The following is a 12,788-nucleotide window of genomic DNA, read 5'->3' on the forward strand; positions in this document are numbered from 1 at the left end:
GCGCCGCCGCGGGTGGGCGGCGTCGCGCTCGGCGAGCCGGGCGGCGATGGCGAGCGAGCCGTCGAGGGCGCGGACGAGGTCGGCGCGCAGCCGGGCGGCCTGCGGCAGCGAGCCGTACTCGGCGGCGACCCGCCAGTCGAGCAGCAGGACCGTGCCGGGGATGTCGCCGGGCAGGTCCAGGGTGCGCAGTTCGGCGGTGCGCACGGTGAGCCGGTGCATGGCGAGGACGCCGGCGACGGCGGGCAGCACGCCGGGCTGGTCCGGCACCGCGATGAGCAGTTCGACCCCGAGGGGTTCGGGATCCGCGGGCTCGTCGGGGCCGGCCGGGTCGGCGGGGGCGGGCTCGGTGCGGGCGTGCAGGGCGAGCACGGGCCCGCCGGTGCGGAACGCCTCGACGGCCAGTCGCTCCTGCTCCGCCGTGGGGGCGGCCGCCTCGGGGTCGTCGGCGCCGGGGCCGCCCGGTTCGTCGCCGGTCAGGACCGCGGCGACGCGCCGGACCAGGTCGGTGACGAGGGAGGCCCGCCAGGACGACCAGGCGGCGGGTCCGGTGGCCAGCGCGTCCGCCTCGGTGAGGGCGTGCAGCAGTTCCAGGGTGCCGACGGAGCCGACCGCCGTGGCGACGGCCTGCACCGTCGCCGGATCGTCCAGGTCGCGCCGTGTGGCGGTGTCGATCAGCAGCAGGTGGTGGCGCACGAGTGCGGCGAGGACGGCGGCGTCGGCGCGGTCGAAGCCGATCCGGGACGCGACGTCGCGGGCGATGACCTCGCCCGCGACCGCGTGGTCGCCGGGCCAGCCCTTGCCGATGTCGTGCAGCAGTGCGGCGACGAGCAGCAGGTCGGGGCGGCCGACGCGCCGGGTCAGCGCGGAGGCGCGCACGGCCGTCTCGACGAGGTGCCGGTCGACGGTCCAGGTGTGCACGGCGTTGCGCTGCGGCCGGCAGCGGACGCGCTCCCAGTCCGGCAGCAGCCGCGTGATCAGCCCCTCCGCCTCCAGGGCCTCCCAGACGTCGACCGTGGGCCGGCCGGCGCCGAGCAGGGTGACGAGCGCTTCCCTGGCCTCGGCGGGCCAGGGCGTGGGCAGCGGGCGGGCGGTCTGCGCGAGGCGCCGCACGGCGTGCAGGGAGAGCGGCAGCCCCGCCTGGGCGGCAGCGGCGGCGGCGCGCAGCGGCAGGACGGGGTCGCGCTCGGGCTTCGCGGCGCGGGCCAGCACCGCCTCGCCGTCCATCTCGACGACGCCCTCGGCGAGCGGCGAGCGCTCGGCCGGTGCGGGCCGGCCGCCCAGCATGGCGCGCAGCCGGGGCCTCACGGAGCGGGACCTGAGGACGCGGCCGACCTCGCGCCAGGTGACGTCCCCGGCGTAGGCGATGGTGCGGGCGGCCTCGTAGACCTGGCGGAGCAGGGTGTCGGCGTCGAGCAGTCCGAGCGCGTCGGCGACCTGGTCCTGTTCCTGGAGGGCGAGCCGGTCGGTGGCGCGGCCGGTGGCCAGGTGCAGGGCGTCGCGGACGTCGAGGAGGCGGCGCCGGGCGTCGGCGAGGCCCTCGCGGGGCGCGTCGGCCAGCCAGGACGCGGCGACCGCCCGCAGCGCGGTGGCGTCGCGCAGGCCGCCGTGGGCCTCCTTGAGGTCGGGTTCGAGGAGGTAGGGGAGTTCGCCCTGGCGCTCGGCCCGCTCCTCGCACAGCTCGCGCAGTTCGGGCAGGCGCTTGGGGGCCTGGTTGCGCCAGTCGGCGAGGACGGCGGTGCGCAGTCCGGCGGTCACGCCGAGGTCGCCCGCGACGTGCCGGGCGTCGAGCAGTCCGAGCTGGACCTTGAGGTCGTCCGCGGCGGTCCTGCGCGCCTGGGCGGGGGTGCGCACGGAGTGGTCGAGGGCGAGGCCGAGGTCCCAGACGGGGTACCAGATGCGGTCGGCGAGCGCGGCCACCGCGCCGGGGTCCGTGCCGGGGTCGTGCAGCAGCAGGAGGTCGAGGTCGCTGCGCGGGGAGAGCTCGCCGCGTCCGTACCCGCCGACCGCGACGAGCGCGGCGCCCGGCGTCCCTCCCCCGAAGAGCCCGGCGAGCCAGTCGTCGGTGAGGTTCGAGAGGGCGGCACGGCGCGACGGCCCGGGCTGCGCGTCCTTCTGGAGGAGGCGCAGCCGGGCCGCCGCGTAGCCGCCGGGCGCGGCGCCTTCGTCGTCCGCTGCTTCGGTCGGTGCGTCGTTCACGCTCGTCACCCGGCGACTCCCGTTCGTTCGTGTGCGGTCCTGGGACGGGTCGTCCTACAGGGCGTCCGGGCCGCGCTCGCCGGTCCGGACCCGTACGGCCGTCTCGACGGGCACCGCCCAGACCTTGCCGTCACCGATCTTGCCGGTGCGGGCGGCCTTGACCACGACCTCGAGGAGCTGTTCGGCGTCGTCGTCCTCGACGAGGACCTCGATGCGGATCTTGGGGACGAGGTCGACGGTGTACTCGGCGCCGCGGTAGACCTCGGTGTGGCCGCGCTGACGGCCGTAGCCGCTGGCCTCCGTCACGGTCAGGCCCTGGACGCCGAAGGCCTGGAGGGCCTCCTTGATCTCGTCGAGCCGGTGCGGCTTGACGACCGCGGTGATGAGCTTCATGCGTCCACCTTCTTGGAGTCCTGGGTGACCGGTGCGGACTCGGCGACGGGGGCCGGCACGGCCGAGCGGGCCGTGATGCCGCCGCCGGCGCCGCTGAAGTCGTAGGCCGTCTCGGCGTGCTCGACCTGGTCGATGCCGGACACCTCGTCGTCCTCGGAGACCCGCATGCCGATGGTCCGGTCGAGGGCGAAGGCGAGGATCGCGGAGACGATCAGCGAGTAGGCGAGGACGCCGCCGACTCCGGCGAGCTGCTTCCACAGCTGGTCGAGGCCGCCGCCGTAGAAGAGGCCTGCGGCGTCGGACTGGCCGCCGCCGGTGGCGAAGAAGCCGATGAGGACGGATCCGGCGATGCCGCCGACGAGGTGGACGCCGACGACGTCGAGGGAGTCGTCGTAGCCGAACCGGTACTTCAGGCCCACGGCCATGGCGCACAGGACGCCCGCGATGACGCCGATGGCGATCGCGCCGAGCGGCGAGCAGGAGCCGCCGGACGGGGTGATGGCGACGAGACCGGCGACGGCGCCGGAGGCCGCGCCGAGCGAGGTGATCGCGCCGTGCCGGATCTTCTCGTAGGCGAGCCAGGCGAGCATCGCGGCGCCGGTGGCGACCTGGGTGTTGATGAACATGAGGGCGCCGACGCCGTCGGAGTTGCCGAGCCACGAGCCCGCGTTGAAGCCGAACCAGCCGAACCACAGCAGGCCCGCGCCGAGCATCGTCCACGGCAGCGAGTGCGGCCGCATCGGGTCCTTCTTGAAACCGACCCGCTTGCCGATGACGAGGATGACGCCGAGGGCCGCGGCGCCCGCGTTGATGTGCACGGCGGTGCCGCCGGCGAAGTCGATGACGCCCAGGTCGAAGGCCCAGCCGCCCGCGCCCCACACCCAGTGCGCGACGGGGAAGTAGACGATCGTCACCCACAGGGTGATGAACAGCGCCCAGGAGGTGAACTTGACCCGGTCGGCGAGGGCGCCGCTGATCAGGGCGGGCGTCAGGATCGCGAACATGAGCTGGAAGACGGCGAAGACGTAGACCGGGATCGTGTAGCCGTCCCAGAGCTGGGTCAGCCCGATGCCGCTGAGGCCGACGAAGTCGCCGTCCCAGCCGATCAGCGACCCCTTGTCGGCGCCGAAGGCGAGCGAGAAGCCGTACAGCACCCACAGGATCGTGACGATCCCGAGGCTGATGAAGCTCATCATCAGCATGTTCAGGGTGCTCTTGACGCGGACCATGCCTCCGTAGAAGAAGGCCAGGCCCGGGGTCATGAGCATCACCAGGGCGGAACAGATGAGCATGAAGCCTGTGTCGGCGGACGACAGTGCGGGTGCGTCCGCCGCAAGCGTGATGGCTGGTGCCATCGGCGTCTCCTCGTCGTTGTACGGCCCCGTGCGGGCGAAGCCTGAGCGGTCATGAGGGGTGGGCCGGTTATGCGCCAGACTTTGGCCCAGCGCCGTTTCCGTGGGCGCCCCTCGGTGTTTCGCCGCGGTGACGAAGAGGTCGTGGGTGTTACGCGTGGATGACATGCGGGACCGGCCGCGGTCGGGCGTCCTCGATGACCTGACGTGGGGGTGCCGAGTCGGGCGGTTCGGGACGGCCGGCCGCGGCCGGGGTGTGCGGCGGGGAGGCGGCGGAGCCGGTCCCCGGCGGGTCAGACCGCCGCTTCGGCGGTCTCGGGCAGGTGGACGGCGAGCTGCTCGGTGAGCTGGATGACCTCGGCGACGCCGCCGAAGTCCCGCACGGCGGTGTCGACGGTCTTGCGGATCCGGGTGTTGACCCGCTCCGAGCGGACCTTGCGGGCGATCCCGAGGGCCTCGTCGGCGAGCACCGTGGACTGCTCGGGCTCCTTCTGCAGGAGGTGCACGGTGGCCATGCCGATCAGGTTGAGCGCGTAGGAACGCTGGTGCTCGGGGTCCTTGCCGAACAGCTCGACGGCCCGCTTCATCAGCGGCTCCGCCATCGTCGCGTACGTGGGGCTGCGGCCGGCCACGTACGCGAGGTCGCGGAAGGAGTGGCTGTTCTCCCCGTGCAGCTCGGCCTCGGAGAAGAAGCGGATCCAGTCGGGGTCCGGCTCGTCCCAGTCGTCGGCGTCGGTGAAGGTGTCCTCGGCCATGCGGACGGCACGCTTGCACTTGCTGGGCTGGCCCATGTTCGCGTAGGCGCGGGCCTCCATCGCATACAGCATCGCCTGGGTGCGCGGACTGGCGCAGTCCCGACTGCCGTACTGGGCGAGGTGGATGAGCTCCAGGGCGTCCTCGGGGCGTCCGAGGTGGATCATCTGGCGGCTCATGCTGCTGAGGACGTACGAGCCGAGGGGCTTGTCCCCCGCTTCCTTGGCGGCGTGCAGCGCGAGGACGAAGTACTTCTGGGCGGTGGGCTGCAGGCCGACGTCGTAGCTCATCCAGCCGGCCAGCTCGGCCAGCTCGGCGGCGACCTTGAAGAGGCGGCGGGTGACGGCCTCCGGCTGGGGCTCCTGGAGCAGGTCGGTGACCTCGTGCAGCTGGCCGACGACGGCCTTGCGGCGCAGGCCGCCACCGCACTGGGCGTCCCACTGGCGGAACATGACGGTGGTGGACTCGAGCAGGTCGAGCTCGGGCTTGGACAGCCTGTTCCCCCGGCGGCGGCTGTCGCTCTCGGCGGCGTGCTCGGTGCCCGGGGCGGCTCCCGGCGTCGGCACGAGCCAGCGCTGCATCGGCTCGACCAGCGAGGGGCCGGCGGCGAGCGCCAGGGAGCTGCCGAGGAAACCGCGGCGGGCGAGCATCAGATCGCTGCGGGAGAACTCGCCGATGAGGGCGACCGTCTGGGGTCCGGTCCACGGCAGGTCGACCCCGGAGACGGTGGGTGACTGGTGCGCGGCGCGCAGTCCGAGGTCCTCGACGGCGACGACACAGCCGAACCGCTCGGAGAACAGCTCGCTGAGGATCCTGGGGATCGGCTCGCGCGGATTCTCGCCGTCGAGCCAGCGCCGCACCCTGGAGGTGTCGGTGGAGATGTGATTGGCACCCAACTGCCGCGCCCGACGGTTCACTTGACGCGCCAGCTCGCCCTTCGACCAGCCGCTGCGCACGAACCACGAACTGAGCAGCTCGTTCGGGCGCTTCTCAGCGTTCGTCACGCTTCCGCCGCTGCCGCCCACTGGAACGCCCCCATCTCTGAAGCCATCTAAGACGATCGACGTCAAGCCCTGTCAGCACTCTCTTGTCCGTCGGCTTACTAAGCATGCCGTCAACAAGGGCCTCGTGTCCGGCAGTTGTCACTCTCCGAACAGGAAACCGACTTGCCTGCGGCATACCCACGGGTGCATCTACCCCGCCGTTCGTGTACTCAAAGTAATCCTACGATCACCCCTCCGGCGAGGGAGAACCCGGAAACGCCACCATTCGCCACCCCTTCGAATGAACTGCGGGGCGCCGCCACGCGATTCACTTGACATAGGACAGCCGGAAGTGAGCGGGACGGGGTGCGGCGGGGCGCGTGACGCCCGGTTCACCACCCGCGGTGCGACACAGCGCCACCTCGACCAGGTGGCGCGCACATCGGGTCACGATCCGATTCCGTCACGTAACCACCGGCGCGCGGGACCCGTTGGAGGGGGCATGGGCTTCACGATCGGTGGCATCCGTGAGCTGCGCACGGGCTCGCGTCGCCGCGGCCGCACGTCCGGCCGCGCGGCGGACTGCACACACGTGGCCGAGTTCACCGGCCTGTGGGGCTGGGACGTGATCCCCGGCGCCCGCGCCGTGGGGCCCGACTGCTCCTGCGGGGTGCCGCGCTGCCCGGCGCCCGGCGCCCACCCCCTCGACCCGTCCGCCACGGTGCCCGCCGGCGCCACGCTCGACGAGGTGACCGAGGCCTGGAGCCGCTTCCCGGGGGCCGCGGTGCTGCTCCCCGTCGGCCGCGCGTTCGACGTCATCGACGTGCCGGAGCCGGCCGGCCGGCGCGCGTTGGTCCGCCTCGAGCGGATGGGCCTGCCGCTCGGCCCGGTCGTCGCCACCCCCGAGGGCCGTGCCCACTTCTTCGTGGCCCCCGGCGCCGCGGCCGAGCTGCCCTCGCTCCTCTACCGGATGGGCTGGGACGACGCGGCGCTCGACCTGCACGCCCTCGGCCCCGGTGCGTACGTCACGGCGCCGCCCTCCGACCGCGCTGGCCTGGGCCCGGCGACCTGGCTGCGCGCCCCCTGCCTGGACACGGCGAACCGGCCTCCGCAGGCCCGCCTCCTGCTCGGCACCCTCGCGTACCTGGCGCACCGCTCGCCCTGCGCGTAGCGCACGCCCTGCCCGTAGCGCGCGCACTCCCCCGGGGCCCGGAACGGGCGTGGGGAACCACGGGGCCGTCGGTCCGGCCCACGGTTCCCCACGGCGCACAGCGCGGCGGCACGGGAGCCCCGGCCGCCGGCGCGGTGCCTACTCCCCGATGAGCGCGTCCACGAACGCCTCGGGCTCGAACGGCGCCAGGTCGTCCGGACCCTCGCCGAGCCCGACGAGCTTGACCGGCACGCCCAGCTCGCGCTGCACGGCCACGACGATGCCGCCCTTGGCGGTGCCGTCCAGCTTGGTCAGCACGATGCCGGTGATGTCCACGACCTCGGCGAAGACGCGGGCCTGGACCAGGCCGTTCTGCCCGGTCGTCGCGTCGAGCACGAGCAGCACCTCGTCGAGCGGGGCGTGCTTCTCGACGACGCGCTTGACCTTGCCGAGCTCGTCCATGAGGCCGGTCTTGGTGTGCAGGCGGCCGGCGGTGTCGATGAGGACGACGTCGGCACCCTCCTCGATGCCCTCCTTGACGGCGTCGAAGGCGATCGACGCGGGGTCGCCGCCCTCGGGGCCGCGCACGGTGCGGGCGCCGACGCGCTCGCCCCAGGTCTGCAGCTGGTCGGCGGCGGCGGCACGGAAGGTGTCCGCGGCGCCCAGCACGACGTTCTTGCCGTCGGCGACGAGGACCCGGGCGAGCTTGCCGGTGGTGGTGGTCTTGCCCGTGCCGTTGACCCCGACGACCATCACGATGCCCGGGGTGGCCCTGTCGTCCTTGCCGTCCGTGTGGACGGCACGGTCGAACTCGGGGACGAGCAGCTTCAGCAGCTCTTCGCGCAGCAGCGCGCGCAGCTCGTCGGGGGTGCGGGTGCCGAGCACCTTCACGCGCTCGCGCAGGTTCTCGACGAGCTCCTGGGTGGGCTGCACGCCGACGTCGGCGGTGAGCAGCGTGTCCTCGATCTCCTCCCAGGTGTCCTCGTCGAGGTGCTCGCGCGACAGGAGGGTGAGGAGCCCCTTGCCCAGCGCGTTCTGCGAGCGGGAGAGCCGGGCGCGCAGGCGCACCAGGCGGCCCGCGGTCGGCTCGGGAACCTCGATCTCGGGGGCGGCCGGGGCTGCCTCGGCCGGCTCCTCGACCGCGGGTTCGGTGGCCGGCTCTGCGGCCGGGAGGTCGACCTCCTCGATCGTGCGCCGCGCTTCGTCGCGCGGGGTCTCGGCCTCGTCGCCGACGTGCGGCTCGGCCGGCGGGGCGGCGGTGATGTCGGGCGCCGAGGGCGGCGGCGGAGGCAGCTGCTTCTTCTTGCGGCTGCCGACCACGAGCCCGCCGAGCGCGCCGATCACGACCACGGCGATGACTACAGCAAGGATGACGATGTCCATAACCCGTCCAGTATCAGTCATGGGGCCCGCACGGGCTGCCCTTGTGGCTTCCTCCAAGGAACAAAGGGCTCCAGAGGGAACTACTCGGACTAAAGTACGATGGAGGAGGCTGCGTCAACGCGCGTAGAGTCCATCGCGATCACCCCGCGTCAGGCATGAGGTGATCGGCCCCGCCCCACCCCACAGAGGCACGGAACCCCACCGCATGAGCAAGACCGCCGAATCCGAAGGCGCACTCGAGACCCGCGGCATCGAGCCCGTCCCGGACGCCGAGCGCACCGCCAAGACCCGCGAGCTGTTCCCCACCTGGGTGGCGGCCAACATCAGTGTGCTGCTGCTCACGATGGGCGCCAGCCTCGTCGTGGCCTACAAGCTGAACTTCTGGCAGGCCGTCGTCGTCGCGATCGCGGCCCCGGTCGTGTCGTACGGCCTGGTCGGCCTGATCGGCATCGCGGGCAAGCGCGGCGGCGCCCCCGGCATGGCGCTGTCGCGCGCGGTCTTCGGGCAGCGCGGCAACCTGCTCCCCGGCTCGCTGATCTGGGTCGCCCGCTGGGGCTGGGAGACGATCAACGCGGTCACGGGCGCCTACGCGGTACTGACGGTGCTGGACATCCTCTTCGACATCAAGAAGAACGACTTCCTGGTGATCGTCACCCTGCTGCTCTTCGTGGTGGCGACCTTCGCCATCTCCGGCCTCGGCATCAACGCCGTGCAGAAGTGCAACAAGTACGCGACCTACCTCTTCGGCCTCTTCTCCGTCCTGGTGCTGATCTTCCTGATCATCGACACGGACTGGTCCGAGGTCTTCCACCGGCCCGCCGGCTCGACGTCCCTGATGGTTGCGGGCATCGGCATGATCGCCGCGGGCGGTGTCAGCTGGATCCCGACCTCGCCGGACTTCACCCGCTACCTGCCGCGCACGGCCTCGTCGGCCGCCATCGTGCGCAACTCGATCGGGGGCGCGGGCATCGTCGTCCTGCCCATGGTCCTCATGGGCGCGGTCATGGCGGTGTCCACGCCGGACCTGGCCTCGGCCGCCGACCCGGTCTCCTTCCTGGGCGAGATCCTTCCGCTGTGGATCGCGGTGCCGTACCTGCTCATCGCCCTGGTCGGCATGCTGCTGATCAACGCGATGTCGATGTACTCGGCCGGCTTCACCGCCCAGACCCTGGGCTTCAAGGTGCCGCGCCACTGGGCCGTGTCGATCAACGCCCTGATCTCCCTGGTGTTCGGCGCGATCCTGATGCTGGTCGCCACGAGCTTCATGGGTTCGTTCATCGCCTTCCTGTCGCTGCTCGCGGTCGCCTTCTCCGCCTGGGTCGGCGTCTTCGGCGCGGACATGTTCACGCGCAAGCACTACGACAGCACCGCGCTGATCGACACCACGCGCGCGAGTGCCTACTGGTACAGGGGCGGCTTCTCCCCCGCCGCCGTCATCGCGTGGGCGCTGGGCCTCGTCGCGGGCCTGATGTTCACCTCCTCCGACTGGTTCTCCGGCCCGCTCGCCTCGAACAACTTCCTGGGTGAGTACGGACTCGGCTGGGTCGTCACGATCGTCGTCTCGGGCGTGCTGTACCTGGTCCTGCCCAAGCCGGCCGACACGACGACCGCGCCGGACGAGAACGAGACGCCCGCGGCCCTGGCTGTCTGACGCACCGTCAGCTACCGTCCCCCTTCACACGAGCCCGCGTGAAGGGGGACTTTTCGATGCCCGTCTCCGTCGTACGGTTCAACCTGGTCGATCCGGCCGGTACGCCCGAGTCGCTGAGCGCCCGGTACAAGGCGGCCGTGGAGATGGCGGCGTACGCCGACGACCGCGGCATCGACACGGTGCAGACCGAGGAGCACCACGGTGTCGCCAACAACTGGCTGCCGTCCCCGTTCACCTTCGCGGGAGCGGTCTTCGGCGCCACCCGCCGGATCGCCGTCACGGTCTCGGCGATCATCGGCCCGCTGCACGACCCGCTGCGCCTCGCCGAGGACATCGCGGTCCTGGACCTGGTGAGCGGCGGCCGGCTGGTCACCGTCGCGGGCATCGGCTACCGGCCCGAGGAGTACGCGCAGTTCGACGTGGAGTGGAAGCGGCGCGGCCGGCTCCAGGACGAGCTGCTCGAGACGCTGCTGACGGCGTGGACGGGCGAGGAGTTCACCTTCCGCGGGCGTCGGGTGCGGGTCACGCCGCGCCCCTTCACCCGGCCGCATCCGCTGCTGCTGGTCGGCGGCTCCTCGCAGGCGGCCGCGCGCCGTGCGGCCCGCCTGGGACTGCCGTTCTTCCCGAGCGCCCACCTGCCGCAGCTGGAGGCGTACTACAAGGAGCGGCTGGCCGAGTACGGCACCGAGGGCTGGACGATGATGCCGGGCGAGACCACCCCGCTGCTGCACCTGTCCGAGGACCCCGACCGCACCTGGGCCGAGCACGGCAGGCACTTCCTGCACGAGGCCCGGACGTACGCGTCCTGGCAGTCGGGAGACATCAAGTCCGCGGTGAAGTCGGGCGCGACGACGGTCGAGGAGCTGCGCGCGGAGGGCGTCTACCGGATCGTCACGCCGGACGAGTGCCTGGCCCAGGGCCTCGACAACTTCGTGCTGCACCCGCTGTCCGGCGGCATGCCGCTGGACGAGGGCTGGCGCAGCCTCCAGCTGTACTGCGAGAACGTCCTGCCGCGGCTGACCGCCTGACCCCGGGGAACCGGGGCCCGCACGACGCCGCCCGCCGCCCGGACACGGGGTCCGGACGGCGGGCGGTGACGGCAGCGGGGGGACGGCAGCGGGGACTTGGTCCATCCCCCCGGGTCGGTGGGAGAGTGCGGGCGTCAGCCCATCTCCTCCAGGGCCTTGCCCTTGGTCTCCTTCACGAACTTGAGCACGAAGGGGATCGAGAGCGCGGCGAAGACCGTGTAGATGACGTACGTCGCGGAGAGGTTCCAGTCGGCCAGCGACGGGAAGCTCGCGGTGATCGCCCAGTTGGCGATCCACTGGGCCGAGGCGGCCACGCCGAGCGCGGCGGCGCGGATCCGGTTCGGGAACATCTCGCCGAGGAAGACCCAGACCACGACACCCCACGACAGGGCGAAGAAGAGGACGAACACGTGGGCGGCGACGAGCGCGACCCAGCCCTGGGTGCTGGGCAGCTTGCCGTCCACCAGGTCGAACGAGAACGCCCACGCCTCCAGGGCCAGACCGACGACCATGCCGACCGAGCCGATCAGGGCCAGCGGCTTGCGGCCGATCCGGTCGACGAAGATCATCGCGATCACGGTGCCGATGATGTTGATGATCGACGTGGTGAACGAGTAGAAGAACGAGTCCGTCGGGTCGACGCCGACCGACTGCCACAGCGTCGAGGAGTAGTAGAACGCGACGTTGATGCCGACGAACTGCTGGAAGACCGACAGGCCGATGCCGACCCAGACGATCGGCTTGAAGAAGAAGCTGCCGCCGAGCAGGTCCTTGAAGGTGGACTTGTGCTCGCTCTTCATGGCGTGCTCGATCTCGGCCACGCGCGCGTCGAGGTCGACCGACTTGCCCTCGACCTCTTCGAGGACCTTGCGGGCCTTCTCGTCCTTGCCGGCGGAGATCAGGTAGCGCGGCGACTCGGGGATCGCGAAGGAGAGCATCCCGTACAGGATGGCGGGGACGACCATGACGCCGAGCATGACCTGCCAGGCCTCGAGGCCCATGAGCTTGCCTCGCTGGTCGCCGCCCGCGGCGTTCAGCAGACCCCAGTTGACGAGCTGGGAGATCGCGATGCCGACGACGATGGCCGCCTGCTGGAAGGAGCCGAGCCGGCCGCGGTAGGCGGGCGGGGCGACCTCGGCGATGTAGGCCGGGCCGATCACGGAGGCCATGCCGATCGCGAAACCGCCGATGATCCGCCAGAACGCGAGGTCCCACAGGGCGAACGGCAGCGCGGAGCCGACGGCGCTGATGGTGAACAGGACGGCGGCGATCTGCATGCAGCGGATGCGGCCGATCCGGTCGGCGATCCGGCCCGCGGTCGCGGCGCCGATCGCGCAGCCGATCAGGGCGATCGCGATGACCTGGGCGAGGGCGGCGGAGCCGATGTCGTACCGGTCACGGATGGCCTCGACGGCGCCGTTGATCACGGAACTGTCGTAGCCGAACAGGAAGCCGCCCATCGCGGCCGCCGCCGCGATGAAGATGACATGGCCCAGATGCTCGGGATGTGCTTCCCGGGCGCCTGAATTGGGTGCCGCAGTGTCGGTCACGTGTACTCCTCGGGCCACCGGCTGCACTGCCGGGGGTGGGGGCGAGCCCTTCCAGTGGCGCACAACTTCACGCCGCCCACCACCTGAAGGTAAAAGCAACGTTGCAGAGACTATGCCTTCAAGTTTCGAAGTCAATAGTCGGAGTGCTGTGAATTATTCGGCACGGGAGTGGCCGCTTGAGTTCAAGTCTTGAAGACTGCTGGCCGGAGCTTCGCCTCGCGTCCACACCCCGCAGAGGGCGCCCGGATCACTTCAGGCGCTGGCTGATGACCTTCGACACACCGTCGCCCTGCATGGAGACGCCGTACAGCGCGTCGGCGACCTCCATGGTCCGCTTCTGGTGCGTGAA

9 protein-coding genes are annotated in these 12,788 nt (G+C 71.8%); 3 read left to right on the forward strand and 6 right to left on the reverse strand.

Annotation, left to right across the window (positions count from 1 at the left end; translation table 11 throughout):
• The 4 genes from GTW43_RS12290 to GTW43_RS12305 all read right to left on the reverse strand — a co-directional run.
• Positions 1 to 2,205 (reverse strand): [protein-PII] uridylyltransferase (locus tag GTW43_RS12290; RefSeq protein WP_161301691.1); only part of this gene is annotated, 2,205 nt, incomplete at its 3' end.
• A gap of 45 nt (positions 2,206 to 2,250) precedes the next feature.
• Complete coding sequence (locus GTW43_RS12295) at positions 2,251 to 2,589, reverse strand: P-II family nitrogen regulator (RefSeq protein ID WP_161301692.1); 339 nt, start codon at positions 2,587 to 2,589, stop codon at positions 2,251 to 2,253.
• Positions 2,586 to 3,944, reverse strand: a complete 1,359-nt coding sequence (locus GTW43_RS12300; protein WP_161301693.1) for an ammonium transporter — start codon at positions 3,942 to 3,944, stop codon at positions 2,586 to 2,588. Before GTW43_RS12300 ends, GTW43_RS12295 begins: the two co-directional genes overlap by 4 nt.
• Positions 3,945 to 4,234: 290 nt before the next feature.
• Positions 4,235 to 5,719, reverse strand: a complete 1,485-nt coding sequence (locus GTW43_RS12305) for a hypothetical protein (protein WP_161301694.1) — start codon at positions 5,717 to 5,719, stop codon at positions 4,235 to 4,237.
• A gap of 460 nt (positions 5,720 to 6,179) precedes the next feature.
• On the opposite strand from GTW43_RS12305, the gene GTW43_RS12310 reads away from it, so the two are divergent.
• Entirely contained in the window at positions 6,180 to 6,848 is a 669-nt protein-coding gene (locus GTW43_RS12310; RefSeq protein ID WP_161301695.1) for a bifunctional DNA primase/polymerase, read from the forward strand.
• Positions 6,849 to 6,986: 138 nt separating this feature from the next.
• Here GTW43_RS12310 and ftsY read toward each other — a convergent pair whose 3' ends face one another.
• Positions 6,987 to 8,210, reverse strand: coding sequence for a signal recognition particle-docking protein FtsY (gene ftsY / locus GTW43_RS12315; RefSeq protein WP_161301696.1), 1,224 nt, complete (start codon positions 8,208 to 8,210; stop codon positions 6,987 to 6,989).
• Positions 8,211 to 8,415: 205 nt separating this feature from the next.
• On the opposite strand from ftsY, the gene GTW43_RS12320 reads away from it, so the two are divergent.
• Together GTW43_RS12320 and GTW43_RS12325 are read left to right on the forward strand one after the other, a co-directional pair.
• Positions 8,416 to 9,861, forward strand: a complete 1,446-nt coding sequence (locus GTW43_RS12320; protein ID WP_161301697.1) for a cytosine permease — start codon at positions 8,416 to 8,418, stop codon at positions 9,859 to 9,861.
• Between the two features lie 56 nt (positions 9,862 to 9,917).
• A complete protein-coding gene (locus tag GTW43_RS12325) occupies positions 9,918 to 10,889 on the forward strand; it encodes an LLM class flavin-dependent oxidoreductase (protein ID WP_161301698.1) in 972 nt (323 codons plus the stop codon).
• A 134-nt stretch (positions 10,890 to 11,023) separates the two neighbouring features.
• On the opposite strand, the gene GTW43_RS12330 is transcribed toward GTW43_RS12325, so the two are convergent.
• The gene (locus GTW43_RS12330) at positions 11,024 to 12,439 is read right to left on the reverse strand and encodes a sugar porter family MFS transporter (RefSeq protein ID WP_161301699.1); all 1,416 of its coding nucleotides are present in this window, start codon (positions 12,437 to 12,439) and stop codon (positions 11,024 to 11,026) included.
• Positions 12,440 to 12,788: the final 349 nt, after the last annotated feature.

Origin of the sequence: Streptomyces sp. SID5785, assembly GCF_009870065.1 — a bacterium.
Lineage (GTDB): Bacteria > Actinomycetota > Actinomycetes > Streptomycetales > Streptomycetaceae > Streptomyces.